At 63.4% G+C, this 20,338-nt stretch carries 16 protein-coding genes; 12 read left to right on the top strand and 4 right to left on the bottom strand.

Translation table 11 applies throughout. From position 1 onward, the window contains the following. Nucleotides 1-17 precede the first annotated feature (17 nt). Nucleotides 18-806: an enoyl-CoA hydratase gene (locus NQE15_RS03575; RefSeq protein WP_265946607.1), complete on the top strand. Its 789-nt coding sequence runs from the start codon at nt 18-20 to the stop codon at nt 804-806. On the opposite strand, the gene NQE15_RS03570 is transcribed toward NQE15_RS03575, so the two are convergent. After that, nucleotides 807-3,365, bottom strand: coding sequence for a GGDEF domain-containing phosphodiesterase (locus NQE15_RS03570; RefSeq protein WP_265946605.1), 2,559 nt, complete (start codon nt 3,363-3,365; stop codon nt 807-809). It lies immediately after the preceding gene. Between the two features lie 191 nt (nt 3,366-3,556). Here NQE15_RS03570 and NQE15_RS03565 point away from each other — a divergent pair, with 191 nt between their 5' ends. The 3 genes from NQE15_RS03565 to NQE15_RS03555 are packed head-to-tail and all read left to right on the top strand — an operon-like array spanning nt 3,557 to nt 6,842. Beyond that, nucleotides 3,557-5,167 carry an ArnT family glycosyltransferase gene (locus tag NQE15_RS03565; protein ID WP_265946603.1) on the top strand — a complete coding sequence of 537 codons (1,611 nt, stop codon included), beginning with the start codon at nt 3,557-3,559 and terminating at the stop codon, nt 5,165-5,167. Next, nucleotides 5,164-6,297, top strand: a complete 1,134-nt coding sequence (locus NQE15_RS03560) for a sialidase family protein (protein WP_265946601.1) — start codon at nt 5,164-5,166, stop codon at nt 6,295-6,297. Before NQE15_RS03565 ends, NQE15_RS03560 begins: the two co-directional genes overlap by 4 nt. Beyond that, the gene (locus NQE15_RS03555) at nt 6,294-6,842 is read left to right on the top strand and encodes a hypothetical protein (RefSeq protein WP_265946599.1); all 549 of its coding nucleotides are present in this window, start codon (nt 6,294-6,296) and stop codon (nt 6,840-6,842) included. Before NQE15_RS03560 ends, NQE15_RS03555 begins: the two co-directional genes overlap by 4 nt. Here the strand turns inward: NQE15_RS03555 and NQE15_RS03550 are convergent. Together NQE15_RS03550 and NQE15_RS03545 are read right to left on the bottom strand one after the other, a co-directional pair. Then, nucleotides 6,820-7,623, bottom strand: coding sequence for a response regulator (locus NQE15_RS03550; RefSeq protein WP_265946597.1), 804 nt, complete (start codon nt 7,621-7,623; stop codon nt 6,820-6,822). The genes NQE15_RS03555 and NQE15_RS03550 overlap by 23 nt on opposite strands. 112 nt (nt 7,624-7,735) lie before the next feature. Further along, nucleotides 7,736-8,290 (bottom strand): flavodoxin family protein, encoded by a 555-nt coding sequence (locus NQE15_RS03545; RefSeq protein WP_265946595.1) that lies wholly within the window; start codon nt 8,288-8,290, stop codon nt 7,736-7,738. A gap of 105 nt (nt 8,291-8,395) precedes the next feature. Between NQE15_RS03545 and NQE15_RS03540 the strand changes: the two genes are divergently transcribed. From NQE15_RS03540 to NQE15_RS03510, 7 genes are all read left to right on the top strand, one after another. Then, nucleotides 8,396-9,307, top strand: a complete 912-nt coding sequence (locus NQE15_RS03540; protein WP_265946593.1) for a LysR family transcriptional regulator — start codon at nt 8,396-8,398, stop codon at nt 9,305-9,307. Nucleotides 9,308-9,414: 107 nt separating this feature from the next. After that, the gene (locus NQE15_RS03535; RefSeq protein WP_265946591.1) at nt 9,415-11,004 is read left to right on the top strand and encodes a type I restriction-modification system subunit M; all 1,590 of its coding nucleotides are present in this window, start codon (nt 9,415-9,417) and stop codon (nt 11,002-11,004) included. Next, entirely contained in the window at nt 10,994-12,316 is a 1,323-nt protein-coding gene (locus tag NQE15_RS03530; RefSeq protein ID WP_265946589.1) for a restriction endonuclease subunit S, read from the top strand. Before NQE15_RS03535 ends, NQE15_RS03530 begins: the two co-directional genes overlap by 11 nt. A gap of 127 nt (nt 12,317-12,443) precedes the next feature. Next, nucleotides 12,444-12,800 (top strand): helix-turn-helix domain-containing protein, encoded by a 357-nt coding sequence (locus NQE15_RS03525; RefSeq protein ID WP_265946587.1) that lies wholly within the window; start codon nt 12,444-12,446, stop codon nt 12,798-12,800. After that, entirely contained in the window at nt 12,797-13,852 is a 1,056-nt protein-coding gene (locus tag NQE15_RS03520) for an ATP-binding protein (protein ID WP_265946586.1), read from the top strand. Before NQE15_RS03525 ends, NQE15_RS03520 begins: the two co-directional genes overlap by 4 nt. Before the next feature lie 106 nt (nt 13,853-13,958). Then, nucleotides 13,959-17,141, top strand: a complete 3,183-nt coding sequence (locus NQE15_RS03515; protein WP_265946584.1) for a type I restriction endonuclease subunit R — start codon at nt 13,959-13,961, stop codon at nt 17,139-17,141. Between the two features lie 182 nt (nt 17,142-17,323). Next, nucleotides 17,324-18,169 (top strand): DMT family transporter, encoded by an 846-nt coding sequence (locus NQE15_RS03510; protein WP_265946582.1) that lies wholly within the window; start codon nt 17,324-17,326, stop codon nt 18,167-18,169. A gap of 9 nt (nt 18,170-18,178) precedes the next feature. Here the strand turns inward: NQE15_RS03510 and NQE15_RS03505 are convergent, their stop codons facing one another. After that, nucleotides 18,179-19,036 (bottom strand): LysR family transcriptional regulator, encoded by an 858-nt coding sequence (locus NQE15_RS03505; protein WP_265946580.1) that lies wholly within the window; start codon nt 19,034-19,036, stop codon nt 18,179-18,181. Nucleotides 19,037-19,135: 99 nt separating this feature from the next. On the opposite strand from NQE15_RS03505, the gene NQE15_RS03500 reads away from it, so the two are divergent. Continuing rightward, nucleotides 19,136-20,338: a YbfB/YjiJ family MFS transporter gene (locus NQE15_RS03500; RefSeq protein ID WP_265946578.1), complete on the top strand. Its 1,203-nt coding sequence runs from the start codon at nt 19,136-19,138 to the stop codon at nt 20,336-20,338.

Genomic DNA, 20,338 nt, shown 5'->3' with positions numbered 1-20,338 from the left:
AAAACCGGAGAGACACCATGAGTAGCGAAGAGCCCCTCGTCCTGCGCCACGACCGCGCAGACGGCCTGACCACCCTGACCCTGAACCGCCCGGGCCAGTTCAATTCGCTGTCCAAGGACATGCTCAGTGCGATCAAGGCCGAACTCGACGCCATCGCCGCCAGCGAAAGCGTCCGCGTCGTGGTCATCGCCGGCGCCGGCAAGGCCTTCTGCGCCGGCCACGACCTCAAGGAAATGCGCGCCAACCACAGCAAAGAATTCATGCAGGCGCTGTTCAAGCAGTGCGGCGAGCTGATGCTGACCATCACTCGCATGCCGCAGCCGGTGATCGCCCGCGTCCATGGCATCGCCACCGCCGCCGGCTGCCAGCTGGTTTCGATGTGCGATCTGGCGGTGGCGGCCGATGTCGCCAAATTCGCCGTCTCCGGGATCAATGTCGGTCTTTTCTGCTCGACGCCGGCCGTCGGCCTGGCCCGCAACCTCGGGCGCAAGGCGGCGCTCGAAATGCTGCTCACCGGCGAATTCATCGACGCCATGGAAGCCAAGGCCAAGGGCCTGGTCAACCGCGTCGTCCCGGCCGATGCCCTGGACGCCGAGATCGAGCGCCTGGCCGGCAGCATCCTGGCCAAGAGCGCCGTCGCCGTGCGCATCGGCAAGGGCATGTTCTACAAGCAGCTGGAAATGGGTCTCGGCGAAGCCTACGACTACGCTGGCGAAGTCATGGCCTGCAACATGATGAGCGAGGATGCCGGCGAAGGCATCGACGCTTTCATGCAGAAACGCCAGCCGGTCTACAAGGGCTGCTGATCACCCGGCCGGCTGCCAGTCGACCGGCAGCAGGTCGCGCGCCGGTCGGCCGATGTAGTAGCCCTGGGCGCGGTGCACCTCGAGTCGCTCGAGTTCGCGCAGGACCTCCGCCGATTCGACGTATTCAGCGACCACAGTGATGCCCATTTCCCGCGCCAGTGACCGGATGCTGGTGACGAAGGTGTGATCCTTGTCGCTGTGCAGCATGTTAGCGATGAAATCGCCCTCGATCTTCAGATAGTCGATCGGGAAGCGGCGCAGGTAGTGGAAGGACGAGAAGCCCGAGCCGAAATCGTCAATCGCCAGCTTGAAGCCATCGGCCTTGAGGTCGTTGAGGAAGCGTTCGAGCAGGGCGAGGTTCTTGACGGTGTCGCGCTCAGTGATCTCGAAGACGACCCGCTCCGGGGAAATTCCGCTGGCGGCGATGATGCGCCGCAGGTCGCGGGCAAATTCGTTGAAGATCAGGGCACGCGGCGAAAGGTTGACGAAGACTTCGCCCTGATGCCCCTGAGCCGCCAGCGCGACCAGTGCCTGCTCGAGGACCAGCATGTCGAGGCGATGGATGACCCCCATCTTCTCGGCGATTTCGACGAACTCGTCGGCGCGGATGATCTCGCCATCGAGTTCGATGCGCGAGAGGACTTCGTAGGCGACGATGCGTTTGCTGGCGACATCGAGAATCGGCTGGAAGAAGGGCACGATGCGGCGCGCCTCGATGGCATCGAGGACCATGACGCTTTTCTGCGAGATATCGCGGAAAACCGCGACCACGTCCTCCTGGGTCGGCACCGCGACCTGGCCTTTGCCGGCCGCCTTGGCGCGGTACATCATGTTGTCGGCAAAGAGCAGCAGATCCTTGGCATTGTCGGCATGTTCGGGATAGACGGCGAGCCCGATCGAGGCCGTACCGCGGATGCGGACCGCGTCCGGGGTTGCCACTTCGAGCGCGACGATGGCCTGACGGACCCGTTCGGCGACCATCGCCACAGCGTCGGCATCAGCCTCGGGCAGTACCGCAACGAACTCGTCGCCGCCGTAACGAGCCAAGATATCGCCATCGCGCAGCGCGCCCTGGACCTGGCGGGCCAAGCGTTGCAGATAGCTGTCGCCGACCGTGTGGCCGTAGTTGTCATTGACCAGCTTGAAGTTGTCGAGATCGATCAGCAACAGGCCGAAGCTGTAGCCGTGGCGCTGAGCCCGGCCAACCTCGTAGGAGGTCAGTTCCCAGAAGACGCGCTGGTTGAAGAGATCGGTCAGCGGATCGCGGGTCGCGTAGTACTCGAGGTCGCGGGTGTATTTGTAGATCGCCTTGACCGAGCCGACGACATTGAGCAGCGTGGATAGCACGCTTTCCATGACCAGGTAGCGGGTTTCGTCGTCCAGCATGTTGGCGTGCACGCCGATGCCGACGATGCCGCCGATCTTCGGCAGGTCGACGAAGAAGGACTTGACGCGCACCGCCACCTCGTCTTCCGAGAGTTCGATGGCCTCACCCTGCGAGTTGGCGACATGGTGGTAGATGTTGCACTCGCCGAGATCCGAGAACGAGGCCAGGCCGGAGAGCTCCTGGCGGATATAGCGCTCCATCATGGCCTTGGTTTGCGGTGTCACCGGACCGCGCCAGAAGATTTCCAGATCGAACAGTTCGTCGTCGATCTTGAAGATGGAGAACAGCATGTGGGCCGGCAGCACGCCGTTGATGTCGGTCAGCAGGCGCCCGACATACTCGCGCCAGTCGCGGACGACGTCGGAGGTGATGACGAATTTCTCGAGCAGGCCAATCTCGAAAGTCAGGATGTCCTTGTCAACGGCGATCGAGCGCAGCTTGTCGAGCAGGCGGCCGAGCGCGCCGACCAGCTGGTTCAATTCGACAAAGCCGAGGTCGTGTTCGGCCAGCGTGATCTTGCGCAGGTCGCCGACCGCATTGACCTGGTCGAAATCCTGCTGCAGCGCCTCGACCGAGCGCTCGATCCGCCGGCTCACCCACCAGACGGCGCCCAGCGCCAGCAGCAGGGCCACCGGCAGGATGGCGGCCAGGGCCAGCATCAGGTCGCGGCGGGCGTCGGCCAGCAGGCTGGCGTATTCCTGGCGCACTTCGACCGCGCCGAGCACAGTGCCGACCGCGGCATTGCTGTGGCAACCCAGGCAGCGCTGCTCGGCGAGCAGCGGGTAGATGTGGCGTGCGTAGTCGCTGGTGTCGAGCCGGAAGGGTTGGCCACTGGCCAGCACGATATCGAGATCGGCGTCGATCGGCGGCTGCTCGATCTTGTCGTAGAGCGCCTCGACCACCGGCCCACGGTAGATCTGTACGGTCAGGCCGCTACCCTTGCCGGACTCGGCCATCGCCTTGAGAAAGGCGTCGGCCTGGCTGCGCCGCCAGCCCTGGCTCATGATCTCGTACATCGAGGCGAAGGCAATGCGGGTCGTCGCCTCCGAGGTGCGGGCGGCATTGGCCCGGACCACGTTGTCGAAGACCCGGTCGAGCGACCAGTAGGCACCACCGAAGAACAGCGCAGCGACAATCGCCGAGGCGCCAAAGACAAAATATCTTATTCGCATTTTTATCTCCCCTATGCGCCGGATTATGACCTATTTCGCCAAATCCGGAAGCCGAAAACCCCCATTTGCCGGGGCAAGCCGAGGAATTGGCCGGCACTCGACAGCGGTGCAGCGCGGCCCCCATTCACCCGGCCCCGCTGCCGGCAAAGTCCTGACCGGGCAGCTGGAAAGGCGGGGTAAAATCCCGCCCCATGTTCGCCCCCTCGCCCGCCCGCCAGACCCTGCTGCTGTTTCTGCTCGCGCTCGCCGTGCTCGTCCCCGGCATCTGGGAAGCGACCGGCCTGAGCGGCAAGGACGAGTTTTTCCTCGGCCTGCGCACGCCGATGGAAATGATCGAGGGCAATCACTGGCTGGTGCCCTTCCTCGACGGCGCCCCGCGCATCCGCAAGCCGCCGCTGCTCTACTGGGTCGGCCGCGCCACATTCGAAACCTTCGGCATCTCGCTGCTCAGCGCCCGCTTCGCCGGCGTCCTCTTCGCCGCCCTGTTCGTCGTCGCGACCGCCGGCATCGCCCGCCGCCTGTCCGGTAATCAGCAAACCGCCTGGGTCGCCGGCGGTATTTTGCTCGGCTGCCTCGGCATGGCGACCGAGGGCCGCCGTTTCATGCTCGACGTGCCGGTAGCGGCGCTGTCCACGGCCGCCTTCTGGACCTTCCTGATCTGGCTCGAGGCGCGCCGCAGCCGCTGGCTGACCGCGACCACACTGCTGCTCGCTGCCGGTTTCCTGACCAAGGGGCCGATCGTCGCCCTGGTTTTCGGCGGCGGCTGCCTGGCCTTGCTCTTCGGCCGCAAACTGCGGCTGCGCGAGTTGCGCCCGCAACTGCCGGCACTGCTCGGCCACGCCCTGCTCTGGGCGGCGCTTGCTCTGCCCTGGTTCTTCATCGTCCGCGCCCTGTACCCGGAAGCCGCCAACCTGATGCTGGCCGACGAACTGGAATCGCGACAGTTCTTCAAGCTCTCGCCCGGCATCCTGCTCGGCCTGCTCAACATCGCACTGCCCTGGGTCTTCGTCTTTGCGGTCGCCGTCTGGCAGCAGCGCCGCGGCCCGGCCCTGACGCGGCTGGCCCTGGTCTGGTTCCTGGCCAGCTTCCTGCCCTTCCTGTTCATCAAGAGTTTCGACCGCTACCTGATCGGTTCGCTGGCCCCGCTCGCCATCTTTCTCGCCCTCGCCCTGCCGCAGGTCGCGGTGCGCTGGCCCTTCCGCCTCGGCGCCCTGCTCGCCCTGCTGCTCGGCGGCGGGCTGGCCGGCTTTGCCGCCTGGTTCGGGCTCGGCGGCTGGTACTGGCTGCTGCTGCCCGGCGCCTACCTGGCCTGGGCCTGGTGGCGCGAACGCGACCTCGTCCACACCCTGGCTGCCCCGGCCATCTTCTGGATCGCGCTGCTCTGGGGCGTGTTCCCGGCTCTCGGCGTCAATACCGTGCCGGCTGCGGTGGTCGAACTCGGCCGCCGCCAGCCGGTCGCCATGTTCGACGGCCCGCAACCGGCGATGCTGCCCATCCTCTCGGCGCAGACGCACCGCCATTACGCGCAACTCGACAAGTTCGAGCTGGCCGCAATCGCCGCCGGCCAGACCGCGGTATTCCTCGAGGACAAGGACCTGGCCCGCTTCCACTCCGAACTCGCCGCCGCCGGCTATGTCGCGACCGAGAGTGGCAGCTACCGGACACTGGCCACCCACGGTTCCGGCCTGCGTTTCGCCCGCGTCGGCGCGACCACGGCGGACTGGCAGGCCGCCTTCGCCAGCCGTTCGCTGGCGCCCCTGCTGACCACGGTGCGCTGGTTTACAGTGAAACCCCAATCATGATCGCGCTGCCGCAAAAACTGCCGCGCTGGCTGGCGCCGGCGCTCTTCGTCGCCGCCCTGGGGGCCGCCTTCTGGCGCGCCCCGAACCCGGCCGCGCCAGCCTTCGTGCCACCGCCGGCCGCGGCCGCCTCGGCCCTGCCCGCCCTGTTCGCGGCGCAGATGCTGCCGCAGGCGGCCGAATCGGCGCATGCCGCGACACTCGCCCAGTTGCAAGATGGCCGGCTCGCCGCCGCCTGGTTTGCCGGCAGCCGCGAAGGCGCGGCCGATGTCGCGATCTGGTTCAGCACTCAGGGCAGGGACGGCTGGAGCCAGCCGCAACCGATCGCCAATCGCGAAAGCACCGCCGGCGGCGTCTTCGCCCATGTCCGCAAGGTCGGCAATCCGGTGCTTCATGTCGAGGGTAGCTGGCTGCACCTGTGGTATGTCAGCGTCAGCATCGGCGGCTGGGCCGGCAGTTCGATCAACCACAGCGTGTCGACCGATGGCGGCCAGTCGTGGACCAAGCCGACCAAACTGCAAACCTCGCCCTTCGCCAACATCAGCACCCTGGTTCGCACGCAGCCCCTGCCGCTGGCCGACGGCGGACTCGGGCTGCCGGTCTATCACGAATTCATCGCCAAGCACGGCGAATGGCTGCGCCTGTCGCCGACTGGACAGATTGTCGACAAGACGCGGATGATCCATCCGGTCCGCACGCTGCAACCGGCCGTCGTCGCCCTCGACGAGCAACGCGCCCTGGCCCTGCTACGCGATGCCGGGCCTGGCCCGGGCCAGGTCCAGGTGGCGACGACGGACAATGGCGGACTGAACTGGGGAGCCGGCGAAGCCTTGCCGATTCCCAACCCAAATTCCTCGGTCGCCCTGCTCCGCCTGAAGAGTGGCCGCCTGCTCCTCGCCGGCAACCCGCCGCACGGCCGCGAGGCCCTGCTCCTGTGGATTTCGGCCGACGAAGGCCGGACCTGGCAAGCCAGCCGCAGCATCGAAGCCGCCGCCGACGGCGGCGCCGAATTCTCCTACCCGGCCCTGCTGCTCGGCCGCGACGGCCGGATTCATGTCGCCTACACCTGGCGCCGCGAAGGGATCAAGGTCGCCAGCTTCAGCGAAGCCTGGCTCGACGGGGGGCAGCCGTGAACGCCCAGTCGGCTTACGGCATCCTCGCCCACGGCCTGATTTTCGGCGCCTTCGTCGCCCTGCTGCCGCTTGGTGAACTGCGCGCCCGCGCCGCACTGGCGGCCACCACGCTGGCCCTGCTCGCCGGCATCGCGCCGGTCATGCACGGTATTTTCGGCACCCCGTCGCTGACCCTGCTCCAGCTCGCCATCCTGCAACTGGCCAACAAGACACCGTCGCCCCTCGGCCATCGCCCGGCGCTCGGCCTGCTCGCCTTCGCCATTCCGTTCTATGCGACCGCTCTCGGCGCGGCGGCTTTCGATCCCTATGCGCTGGGTTATCAGCCGGCCGCCCTGCTTGCCGCACTGGTGCCGGTGGCCGCCGTGCTCTGGTGGCGCCGGCACGATGCCTGGCTGCTGATCCTCGCCGTCGACCTCGCCGGCTACGCCAGCGGCGTCTTCGCCAACCTCTGGGATGTGCTGTTCGATCCGCTGCTCGTCCTGCTCGCCCTGGTCATCGTCGGCCGGCGCTGGGCGCTCCGCCTTATCGCGTCAAGGCTTCGCTGATCAGACGGCGGATGCTGCCGGCCTCGAAGGGCTTGTCGCAGATCGCCGAAACGCCGGCCCGCTCGACCGCCGCCAGGCGGCCCATGTTCTGCTCGCTGGTCACCATCAGCACCGGCACTTCGGCCTGCCAGCTCTGGGTGCGGATGTATTCGGTCAGTTCGCGGCCATCCATTTCCGGCATGTTGTAGTCGGTGATCACCAGATCGAACATCGTCTGTTCGAGCAGGGACACCGCCTGTTTGCCATCGATGGCTTCGGTAATCTTTTCGATGCCCAGTTCCTCGAGCAGGCGCCGCAGGTGGTGGCGCGAAGCCAGGCTGTCATCGACGATCAGCACGCGCATGCCCTCGACTTCGGCGAGATCGACGTCGGCCGGCGGATTCAGGTAGTCAGCGGCGGCGAATAGCGCGCGCGACAACTGCTGCTCAGTGAAGGGCTTGGTGACGATGCTGCACGCCCCGGACTGGCGCACCGGTTCGAGCACCTGTGGCCGGGTTTCGCTGGAGATCAGGATGAAGGGCACCGCTTCGAGCGCCTCGTCGTCGCGCATCGCGGTCACCAGTTCGGTCCCCGCCATGTCCGGCAGGTAGAGGCTGCTGATCACGACCAGGCCGTCGAGCCGCGCGTTGGTCATCGCCGCCAGGGCATCGCCGGCGGTATCGAGCACCTGGATGTGACGCACGCCTTGGTTGCGCAACATCTTGGTCACCAGCCCGGCCTGCATGTGGGAGGGCTCGACAAGCAGGACCGAAAGGTCCGCCAGGGAAATGGTAATGGCCATTGCGGCGCTCCGGAAGGGCGGGAATGCTTCACTATAGCAGTGCGGGCACCCCTCCGGCAGCCCCGAATGGCCTAGGCGTGGCGGTTTAGCGCCACAAAGGCAAAAGCTGGCACTAGCTGCGCAGCTTGGCGGCGACTTCGGCGACCCGTCGACCGTAACTGTGGGCGGTATCGAGATCGCCCTGGGGGATTTCGTCGACGCTGGCATCCGACGGCGACTGCACGAGCAGGCCGACCGAACCGCCGAGATTATTGATGTCGTTGCGCGTCGCGCCCTTGGTATTGCTCGGCAACAGGCCGAGACTGGCCCAGATCCCGCCGTGCTGCGACGCCAGGGTCTGCAACTGGATCAGGGTGGCGCCCTTGTCGCCGACCGGGCTGGCGCTGTTGGTGAAGCCGCCGAACACCTTGTCCTGCCAGGCGCGGGTGTACCAGGCCTTGGACGAGGCATCGGCGAATTTCTTGAACTGCCAGCTCGGGCCGCCCATGTAGGTCGGCGTGCCGAAAACGATGGCGTCGGCGGCGGCCAGCTTGTTCCAGCCCTCTTCCGGCAGGTTGCCCTCGACATCGATGGCGAGCAGTTCACCATTGGCGCCGGCCGCCACCTGTTGGGCAACGCGTTGGGTATGGCCGTAGCCGGAGTGATAAACGACGACAACTTGAGTCATGGCGATTTCCTTGTGAATTTGCGACATTGCTTAGTTGTCATGGTAGGCGTACCGTTCAGCCATAACCAGCGAATAATTTTGGCCGTATCGTTCAAATAAATTCACATGAAAATCTCCCTCGACCTGCTCGCCATCCTCGATGCCATCGACCGCCACGGCAGCTTCACCGCCGCCGCCACGGCGCTGCATCGCGTGCCCTCGGCGCTCTCCCATGCCGTCGCAAAACTGGAAAGCGATCTCGACGCCCAGCTCTTCATCCGCACCGGGCGCAAGGCGACGCTCAGCGCCGCCGGCCAGACCCTGCTCGCCGACGGCCGCCATCTGCTGCGCGCCGCCGACGAGTTGGAGCGCCGGGTCCGGCGCATCGCCAGCGGCTGGGAGTCGGAATTGCGCATCGCGCTCGACGCCATCATTCCGGTCGAGCGCCTCTACCCGCTACTCGACCGTTTCTACGCCGTCGGCTGCGGCACCCAGGTCCGACTCACCTATGAAGTGCTCGGCGGCTGCTGGGATGCGCTGGCCACCGGCCGCGCCGATTTCGTGATCGGCGCCCCTGGCGACATGCCGGCGCGCAGTGGCATGTCGTCCCGGCTGCTCTGCAGCCACAGCCGTTTCATCTTCGCCATCGCCCCCGGCCACCCGCTGACCGCCTGGGAAGGCACCATCCCGAGCAGCGAATTGCTGCGCCACCGCGCCATCGTGATCGCCGACACCTCCCAGGAACTCGATGCCCGCAGCGTCGGCCTGCTCGAAGGCCAGGACACGCTGCGCGTCCCCGACATCCGCGCCAAAGCCAGCGCCCAGGTCGCCGGCCTCGGCATCGGCCACCTGCCCCACTGGCTGGCCGCCCCGGAAATCGCCGCCGGCAGGCTGGTCGAAAAGCAGATCGCCGATCCGCGCCCGGCCATGCCGCTGCACCTGGCCTGGCGCACCCGGCAGGTCGGCAAGGCGCTGGAATGGTTTCTCGCCGAGCTGGAAAAGCCGGAAGAGATCGCGGCGCTGACCGAAGGGCTTTGACCCCCTCAGCCCGCCCCCGAATTGGCCCGCCCCGGCATAGCACGCATAATGCCGCTTCTCGACAAACCCGCCGGCTCAGCCGGCGCATCAGAAAACAACCACTACCCATGCTCGACGACATCAAGAAAACCCTCTGGGCCACCGCCGACAAGCTGCGCGCCAACATGGACGCGGCCGAATACAAGCATCTGGTCCTCGGCCTGATCTTCGTCAAATACGTTTCCGACACCTTCGCCGCCCGCCGAACCGAACTGACCCGGCGTTTCGCCGACGAGTCCGACGACTATTTCCTGCACGATTGCGATGACGAACTGCTCGCCGCCGAACTGGAAGACCGCGACTACTACCGCGAGGTCAACGTCTTCTGGGTGCCGGAATCGGCTCGCTGGGAAGCCATCCGCGCCGCTGCCAAGCAGCCGGACATCGGCAAACGCATTGATGATGCGCTGACTATCATCGAAGTCGAAAACCCCAAGCTCAAGGGCATCCTCGACAAACGCTACGCCCGCGCCCAGTTGCCGGACGGCAAGCTCGGCGAACTGGTCGATCTGGTGTCCACCATCGGCTTCGGCGACGAACCGGGCCAGGCCCGCGACGTGCTCGGCCAGGTCTATGAATACTTCCTCGGCCAGTTCGCCAGCGCCGAAGGCAAGAAGGGCGGCCAGTTCTACACGCCGGCCAGCATCGTCAAGACCTTGGTTGCCGTGCTCGCACCGCACCACGGCAAGGTTTACGACCCCTGCTGCGGCTCCGGCGGCATGTTCGTGCAATCCGAGAAATTCATCGAAGCGCACGGCGGCAAGATCGGCGATGTCTCCATCTACGGCCAGGAATCCAACCCCACCACCTGGCGCCTCGCCGCCATGAACCTGGCCATTCGCGGCATCGACTTCAACCTCGGCCGCGAACCCGGCGACACCTTCACCCGCAACCAGCACCCGGATTTGCGCGCCGATTTCATTCTGGCCAACCCGCCGTTCAACATCAGCGACTGGTGGCACGCCAGCCTGACCGGCGACCCGCGCTGGGAATACGGCCAGCCGCCGGCCGGCAACGCCAACTACGCCTGGCTGCAGCATATGCTCTACCACCTCAAGCCCAGCGGCCGCGCCGGCATCGTGCTCGCCAACGGCTCGATGAGTTCCAGCCAGAACAGCGAAGGCGACATCCGCCGCGCCATGGTCGACGCCGACGTGGTCGAAGTGATGATCGCCTTGCCCGGCCAACTCTTCTTCAACACCCAGATTCCAGCCTGCCTGTGGTTCCTCGCCCGGCAGAAGCAAACCCGCCAGGGTGAAGTGCTGTTCATCGACGCCCGCAAGCTGGGCAGCATGATCAGCCGGGTGCAAACGGAATTCACCGATGAGGTCATCGCCCGCATCGCCGGCACCGTCGCCGCCTGGCGCGAAATCCCTTCCGTTCGTCCTGAGCCTGTCGAAGGAACGAATGGCGCACCGGCCGCCTACACCGACATTCCCGGCTACTGCCGCAGCGTCAAGCTGGCCGAAATCGCCGAACACGGCCATGTCCTGACACCGGGCCGCTATGTCGGTGCCGAAGAGGTCGAGGACGACGACGAAGCCTTCGCCGACAAGATGCAAAAGCTCACCGAGAAGCTGGGCGAGCAGATGGCGAAAGGGGCGGAACTAGAGACCTTGATCCGGCAGAAGTTGGGGGGGCTGGGGTATGAGTTTTGATTCAGCTCCGCTCGGTAGCCTGTTATCCGATAAAGGCTATATCCGAGGCCCATTTGGTTCTGCTCTTAAACGACAAGAATTAAAAACAGAAGGAATACCTGTTTATGAACAGCAGCAGGCAATTGACGGGCATCGTAATTTTCGGTTTTTTGTTGATCAAGAGAAGTTCAACGAGCTGAAGAGATTTGCAGTTAAACAGAACGATTTGATCGTTAGCTGCTCTGGAACCGTTGGTCGGATTTCGGTAATAGAGGAAGGGCATCCGCTTGGACTCATCAGCCAAGCTCTGTTGATACTTCGACCCAAGGACGATGTTCTCCTGCCGCGATTTCTCTACTACTTTTTATTGTCGCCGCAAGGAAAATCTGAACTTGTGAATGCTTCGCAAGGAGCTGTTCAGCTAAACATCGCACCACGAGCGGTAGTCGAGAAAATTCCGACACCTGTACCAAGTATTGCTGAGCAAGAGCGAATCGTTCATTTTCTGTGCTGTCTCGACGACCGCATCGCCCTCCTGGGCGAAACCAATGCCACGCTCGAAGCCATCGCTCAGGCGCTGTTCAAATCGTGGTTTGTCGATTTCGACCCCGTCCACGCCAAACAACAAGGCCGCGCCCCGGAAGGCATGGACGAAGCCACCGCCGCGCTCTTTCCTTACAGCTTCGAGGAATCGGAACTGGGCTTGGTGCCGAAGGGTTGGGGAACTTGTCCGATATACGACTGGGCGACGTATATCAATGGCGCTGCTTACAAGGCTTTTGAGCCGAATTCAGAGCGCCGTGGTTTGCCAATTATCAAGATTGCGGAGCTTAAATCTGGAGTGACGTCGCAGACTGCGTACTCTGACGTTGCGATGCCTGAGAAATATCGCATAGAGACAGGCGATATTTTGTTCTCATGGTCGGGCAACCCGGACACATCAATAGATAGCTTTGTCTGGCAGCACAGTCAAGCATGGCTGAATCAACATATTTTTCGTGTGATACCTCATGCTGCTAAAGAGCGTTCGTTTGTCCTGCAAATGCTAAAACACCTTCGCCCAGTGTTTGCCGAACTGGCGCGCAACAAGCAAACGACCGGGCTAGGCCACGTCACCGTAGCTGACATGAAGCGCCTGCATGTAATTCGTCCTGACAAGGCTGCACTCGACCTCTTTAATGAAACGGTCGCACCGATTCATGAGCGTGTGTTCGAAAACGAAAAACAAACCCAAACCCTCGCCACCCTCCGCGACACCCTGCTTCCCCGCCTGATCTCCGGCCAGTTGCGCCTGCCGGAGGCCGAGGCGATGCTTGAAGAGGTGGGTTCATGATCAGACGTGTTTCGTTTAGGGGCTTGTCGCAGCATTCCTTGGTAATTCCGGGGTTTTCTATACATGTCGGCCGCAACATGTATAAAAATACGAACTTTCTATACAAATCGACTTCGGGGGGCTTCAAATGATCTCGATGGAGACTCTCAATCGCTGGCTGGCAGGGGTGCCAGAAGACGAGCATCTGGAATTCAAGGAAGCCAAGCAGCAGTTCGATATGACAAAGCTCATGCGCTATTGCGCTGCTTTGGCGAACGAAGGTGGGGGCTTTCTGGTTTTTGGGGTAAGCGACAAACCCCCTCGCCGAGTTGTTGGAACGCAGTCCTACCAGAATATTGGAGATATCAAGGGCAAGATTCTTGAGTCCTTAAGGTTCCGGGTTGAAATCACGGAACTCGGGCATCCTGATGGCAGGGTGCTTGTTTTTGAGATTCCCCGCGCCCGGTGGGAACACCACTTGCATACGAAGGGGCTTATTGGATGAGGGCCGGCGAAGAGCTGGTTACGATGACGCCTGATTTTCTGAAACGCATTTTTGCCGAGGGGCAGGCAGACTGGTTTGAGCAACTTGCCAAGGAAAATGCATCCGCCGATGACGTGGTGGCGTTGCTCGACACGCAGTCGTTCTTCGAGTTGATGAACTTGCCTTACCCGACCAGCCGAGATGGGGTGTTAGCGCGGTTGCAGCAGGAACGCCTGATTGAGAGTCGTATCGGGGGATGGTCCATCTCGAATCTTGCGGCCATTTTGCTTGCGAAACGACTGGATGCCTTCCCGCCCGAACTGGCGAGAAAAGCACCTCGGGTTGTGATTTACGACGGCCCCAACAAATTGAATACCCGCGAAGACAAGTTGGGGGCCAAGGGATACGCCGTTGGTTTTGAAAACCTGATCGATTTTGTCCACTCTTCGGCGCCTCAAAACAGATTTGTCGAACAGGTGGTGCGTGAAGAGGTCAAGATGTTTCCCCGTCAGGCGATTCGGGAGTTGATCGCCAATGGGCTGGTGCATCAAGATTTTTTGGCAACCGGTGGATCGGTCATGATCGAGATGTATTCCGACCGTTTGGAGGTTTCGAATCCGGGGCTTCCCCCGATCAAGGTCGAACGATTCATCGACGAATACCGCTCACGCAATGAACGGTTGGCTGAGTTGATGCGCCGCATGGGGATTTGCGAGGAAAAAGGTAGTGGCATCGACAAGGTTGTAAGTGCTGCCGAGGTTTTTCAACTGCCTGCGCCGGATTTCAGAATTGGCGATACCCGTACGACAGCGGTGCTATTTGCGCATCAGGATTTTGCCGAGATGAGCAAGGCCGACCGTACCCGGGCCTGTTATCAGCATTGCTGCTTGAAGTACGTCAGCAACCAGCGAATGTCGAACCAAAGCTTGCGTGAACGCTTCCGCCTGCCTGAATCGAAAGCGGCTATTGCTTCTCAAGTCATTGGGGCCACAAAGGATGCCGGGCTGATCAAACCTGACGAGTCAGAAACGTCGTCGACTCGCTATGCCCGTTACCTGCCGTTCTGGGCTTAACGGGTGCTTAAACGCAAAACCTTCTTCAGAAGTTCTCCTGCATGGCGTTCATTAAAAATCAATGCGTTAAGTGTTTAAACGCAAATCGACGATGGGTGTTTTGAGCATGACTGAAGAGCAACTCGAACAGGAAGCGCTGGGCTGGCTGACCGACGCCGGCTACGACACGCTCTTCGGTCCGGACATCGCCCCGGATGGCGATAGCGCCGAACGCGCCAGTTATCAGCAGGTGCTGCTGCCGTTTCGTCTGCGCGAAGCCATCCACCGGCTAAACCCGGACATCCCGACTGCCGCCCGAGAAGATGCCTTGAAGCAGGTGCTTGATCTCGGCATCCCGGCTTTGCTTTCGGCGAATCGCCATTTCCACAAATTGCTGGTTGGCGGCGTGCCGGTGGAATACCAGAAAGAGGGCGAAACGCGCGGTGATTTCGTTCGCCTGATCGACTGGAGCAATCCAGCCAAGAACCGCTGGCTGGCGGTCAATCAGTTCTCCATCAAAGGCCCGCACCACACCCGCCGGCCGGATGTGATCCTGTTCGTGAACGGACTGCCGCTGGTGCTGCTGGAGCTGAAGAATCCTGCCGACGAGAAGGCCGATATCTGGAAAGCCTACGACCAGATCCAGACCTACAAGGAACAGATCCCCGATGTGTTCCAGTACAACGAGCTGCTGGTCATTTCGGACGGTAGCGAGGCGCGGCTGGGTTCGCTGTCCAGCAATGCCGAGCGTTTCATGCAGTGGCGGACGATCGATGGCCTGACGCTCGATCCGCTGGGTCAGTTCAACGAGCTGGAAACGCTGATTCGCGGCGTTCTGGCGCCGGCGCAACTGCTCGATTACCTGCGCTTCTTTGTGCTGTTCGAGGATGACTGCGGGCTGGCCAAGAAGATTGCCGGTTATCACCAGTTCCATGCGGTGCGGGCGGCGATCAACCAGGTGGTGGTGGCTTCGCGCCCCGGTGGCACGCACAAGGGCGGCGTTGTCTGGCATACGCAGGGCAGCGGCAAGAGCATCACCATGACCTGCTTCGCCGCACGGGTGATGCAGGAAACGGCGATGGAGAACCCGACCATCGTCGTCATCACCGACCGCAACGATCTGGATGGGCAGTTGTTCGGGGTGTTTTCGCTGGCCCAGGATTTGTTGCGCGAGCAGCCGGTGCAAGCCAACACCCGGCAGGACTTGCGCGCCAAACTGGGCAACCGACCATCTGGCGGCATTGTGTTCGCCACCATTCAGAAATTCATGCCGGGCGAGGATGAGGACAGCTTCCCGGTTCTTTCCGAGCGCAGCAACATCGTGGTGATTGCCGACGAGGCGCACCGGACGCAGTACGGTTTCGAGGCCAAGCTGAAAACTGTTAAGGCGCCCATTGAACGTTACATGAACGTGTTACCCGGGCATAACGTGGCCACCAATGATGACCATCAACTACGCGTGGCCGAACCGCTGGCCGAGTATGGGGCGCGGTATCAGGTCGGCTATGCCCAGCATTTGCGCGACGCCCTGCCCAATGCCACCTTCGTTGCCTTCACCGGTACGCCGGTATCGTCCGAGGACCGCGACACCCGCGCCGTGTTCGGCGATTACATCCACGTTTACGACATGCAGCAGGCCAAGGAAGACGGGGCGACGGTCGCCATTTACTTCGAGTCGCGCCTGGCCAAGCTGTCGCTGAAGCAGGAAGAGCTGCCGCAGATCGACGATGAGGTCGACGAGCTGGCCGAGGACGAGGAAGACAGCCAGAAGGCGCAACTGAAGAGCAAATGGGCGGCGCTGGAAAAGGTGGTCGGCGCCGAGCCGCGCATTGCCAGCGTGGCTGGTGATCTGGTCGCCCACTTCGAGGAACGCAACCAGGCGCAGAGCGGCAAGGCGATGGTCGTCGCCATGAGCCGCGAGATCTGCGTCCATCTCTACAACGAGATCGTCAAGCTACGGCCGGAATGGCACGATGCCGACCCGGAAAAGGGCGCCATCAAGATCGTGATGACCGGTTCGGCCAGCGACAAGGCGCTGCTACGGCCGCATATCTACAGTGCTCAGATCAAGAAGCGGCTGGAGAAGCGCTTCAAGGACCCGGCCGATCCGTTAAGCATCGTCATCGTGCGCGATATGTGGCTGACCGGCTTCGACGCGCCCTGTGTCCATACGCTCTACGTCGACAAGCCGATGAAGAGCCACAACCTGATGCAGGCTATCGCTCGGGTCAATCGGGTGTTCAAGGACAAGCAGGGCGGGCTGGTGGTGGACTACATCGGCATCGCCAACGAGCTGAAAAGCGCCTTGCGGGAGTACACCAACAGCAACGGACGCGGCCGGCCGACGGTGGATGCCGCCGAAGCCTACGCCGTACTGGCAGAGAAACTCGACATCCTGCGCGGCCTGCTGCATGGCTTCGACTACAGCGATTTCCTGTGCGCCGGCCACAAACGGCTGGCGGGTGCTGCCAACCATGTGCTGGGGCTGAAAGACGGCAAGAAGCGCTTTGCCGACACGGCGCTGGCCATGAGCAAGGCCTTCACGCTGTGCTGCACGCTGGATGAAGCCAAGGCGGTGCGTGAAGAGTTGGCTTTCTTCCAGGCGGTGAAAGTCATTTTGACCAAGCGGGAACTCAGTGCGCAGAAACGTAGTGACGAGGAGCGCGAACTGGCGATCCGCCAGATCATCGGTTCGGCGGTAGTCTCCGAAGAAGTGGTCGATGTCTTCGATGCGGTGGGGCTGGACAAGCCGAACATCGGCATCCTCGATGACGAATTCCTGGCCGACGTGCGCAACCTGCCGGAGCGGAATCTGGCGGTCGAGTTGCTGGAGCGCTTGCTGGAAGGCGAAATCAAGACCCGCTTTGCCGGCAACGTGGTGCAGGAAAAGAAGTTTTCTGAACTGCTCGCCAACGTCATCAAGCGCTACCAGAACCGGGCCATCGAAACGGCCCAGGTCATCGAAGAGTTGATCGAGATGGCCAGGAAGTTCCGGGCGGCCGCCAACCGTGGCGAGGAACTGGGGCTGACCGACGATGAAGTGCGTTTCTACGATGCCTTGGTCGACAATGAATCGGCGGTTCGCGAACTGTCCGATGAAACCCTGAAGAAGATCGCTCACGAACTGACCGAGAACCTGCGCCAAAACCTCAGCGTGGACTGGTCGGCCCGGGAGAGCGTGCGGGCCAAGCTGCGCCTGATGGTGAAACGTATCCTGCGCAAGTACAAGTACCCGCCCGACCAGCAGGACGCGGCAGTGGAGTTGGTGTTGCGGCAGATGCAGGCCCTGGGCGAAGCATGGATGGCGTAGTAAATTCCAAACCGCCTGCGTAGCACGCTCGGCGCCATTTAATCGCTCCCATGGCCGCCATCGATTTCACATCGCCCGCAGTTGTCAGTCAATAAATCGATTGCGTATGATGCAGTCGGCCGGATCGCCCAACCCGCTGTTGTTCGGCATCCGCCAGCCCCCCCCCTCACGGATAAACCCCCATGAACAAGACAACGGTCGTGCTGCTGACGATGGTGGCGATGATCGCCTTTGCCGCCAATTCGCTGCTCTGCCGCATCGCGCTCCGCGGCGGACACATCGACGCAGCCAGCTTCACCCTGGTACGGCTGGCGGCCGGCGCGCTGATGCTCGGCCTGATCGTCCATCTGCGCGCCGGCGGGATCGTCCGACACGGTAGCTGGCGCTCGGCATTCGCGCTGTTTACCTATGCCGCCGGTTTCTCCTTCGCCTACCTCAGCTTGCCGGCGGCGGCCGGCGCCCTGCTGCTGTTCGGCGCCGTGCAGGCGACCATGATCGGCTACGGCCTGTGGCGTGGCGAACGCCTCGGCGTCGTTCCGGCAGCCGGCGTGATCCTCGCCGGAGCCGGGCTGGTCGGCCTGCTGCTGCCCGGACTGTCCGCCCCGCCGCTCGCCGGTTCGCTGCTGATGATCGTCGCCGGTATCGCCTGGGGCGTCTATTCGCTGCGCGGCCGCGGCAGCACCGACGCGACTGCCAGCACGGCCGGCAACTTCATCCGCGCCCTGCCGTTTGTCGCGGCGCTCAGCCTGATCATGCTGCCGCAGGCCGCCATGGATGTCGTCGGCCTGGGCTATGCCATCGCCTCCGGGGCGCTCGCCTCCGGCCTCGGTTACGCGGTGTGGTACAGCGCCCTGCCGGGATTGCGCGCGACCAGCGCGGCAACCGTGCAACTCAGCGTGCCGGTGATCGCGGCGCTCGGCGGCAGCGTTTTTCTCGACGAGGCGATCACGCCGCGCCTGGTCCTGGCCGCTGTCGCCGTCCTCGGTGGCATCACGCTGGTGATCACCGCCCGCAAAACCGCGAAGTAAACGCCCGGCTCAGCCCGCCCGCCGGGCCGCCGCCGAAATCGCTTCGGCCAGGGTTTTCAGCGCCCCCATCGGCGGCCCGTCGCGCAGGGAAATCATGCCGGTCGGCACGCGGCCGATTTCGTCGGGCACGCCGACCACCACCAACTCGCCGGCATGCGCCGACTGCTCGACCACCCGGCGCGGCATCAGGGTCCAGCCGAGGCCGACCGCGACGCAGCCGAGAATGCCTTCCAGCGTCCCGAACTCCATGGCATCAGCCACCGCGTGGCCGGTGGCGCGCTGCCAGGCCAGGGCCCGGGTGCGGTAGGCGCAGCCTTCGCGAAACAGGATCAGCGGTTGCTCGACCGGGTTGCTGCCGACGGCCGAAATCTGCACCAGTTCCTCGACCGCCAGTTCGTCGAAGCACAGATCGGGATGGACGACCGGCCCGGCGACGAAAGCGCAGTCGAGCTTGTGGGCCAGCACCTGGTCGGCCAGCTTGCTACTGGTTCCGGTCGACACCCGCAGCTCGAGGCGCGGATGCCCGACGCGCACGGCCTTCAGGGCCGTCGGCAGGTAGAGGGCGGCAAAAGTTTCCATCGCCCCGATACGCAGTTCGCCGACGCTTTCGCCGACCTGGCGGACCGCGGCGCTGGTCTGGCGCTCGAGCAGCAACATGCGGCGCGCATAGTCGAGCAGCACGCGGCCCGAGGGCGCCAGTTCCAGCCCGCGCCCCTTGCGGAAGAAGAGTTCGGTGCCCAACTCATCCTCGAGCCGGCGAATGCGGCCGGTGACGTTGGACTGGACAGTGTTCAACTTGCGCGAGGCGGCGAGGATGCCGCCTTCTTCGACCACCGCCTGGAAGGTACGCAGGGCGACGAGTTCCATTTCATATCTCCAAAACAGAATTGATTGTTCTCGACAATTCACTTGATCAGATAGCTTACCGCAGATATCGTCTGTCCATCAAAGCAAAAGGAGCTCGTCATGAGCCAACAGAGAGAACGCCTCAAGGTGTTGAGCGCCGGCATTTTCAGCCTGATCCTGGTGCTCGGCGTCGCCCGCTTTTCCTACACCCCGCTGCTGCCGCTGATGCAGCAGCAGGCCGGGCTGGGCATCGCCGAAGCCGGCTGGCTGGCGGCGCTGAATTACGCCGGCTACCTGAGCGGCGCCCTGATCGCCTCGCTGATCAGCGACCTCGTCTTGAAGGACAAGCTCTACCGGATCGGTATGGTGGTCGCCGTGCTTAGTACCGTGGTCATGGGCCTGAGCACCGACCTCACGGTCTGGGCGCTGTCGCGCTTCGTCGCCGGGCTGTCCAGCGCCGCCGGCATGCTGCTCGGCACCGGCCTGATCCTCAACTGGCTGATCCGCCACAATCACCGCAGCGAACTGGGCATCCACTTCGCCGGCATCGGCATCGGCATCGCCGGCTGCGCCGCTGCGGTCGGCCTGATGAGCCATTGGCTGGACTGGCGCGAGCAGTGGTTCGCCTTCACCGCCATCGGCGCCCTGCTGCTGATTCCCGCCCTCAGCTGGCTGCCGGCGCCGGATACCAGCGGCGTCACCAAGAGCGGGCAGGTGATGACCGACAACCCGCCCAGCCCGCTCTTCATGCGACTCTTCATGGCTGCCTATTTCTGCGCCGGCTTCGGCTACGTAATCAGCGCCACCTTCATCGTCGCCATCGTCAATCAATTGCCGGGCCTGGCCGGCCAGGGCAACCTGGCCTTCCTGGCGATCGGCATCGGCGCCGCGCCTGCCTGTTTCAACTGGGACCTGATCGCCCGCAAGACCGGCGACCTCAACGCCCTGATCCTGGCCGCCGTGCTGCAGATCATCGGCATGCTGCTGCCAGTGGTGGTCGGCGGCCTGTTTGCGACCCTGATCGGGGCGCTGCTCTTCGGTGGCACCTTCATCGGCATGGTCAGCCTGGTGCTGACCATGGCCGGCCGCTACTACCCGACCCGCCCGGCCAAGATGATGGGCAAGATGACGCTCTCCTACGGCGCCGCGCAGATCATCGGTCCGGCGATCACCGGCTGGCTGGCCGCCGGCCAGGGCAGTTACGCGGCAGGGCTTTATGTCGCGGCCGGGGTTATGGTGGTCGGCACCGTCTTGCTGCTGGCCCTGAAAGCGGTCGAAAAGCGCGACGCCCGGGCCGCGTTTCAGGCCTGCCCGCAGGCCTGA

The organism is Dechloromonas sp. A34, assembly GCF_026261605.1.
GTDB lineage: Bacteria > Pseudomonadota > Gammaproteobacteria > Burkholderiales > Rhodocyclaceae > Azonexus.
The sequence above is the reverse complement of the archived record's forward strand: the minus strand, read 5'-3'. Positions and strand labels throughout refer to the sequence as shown.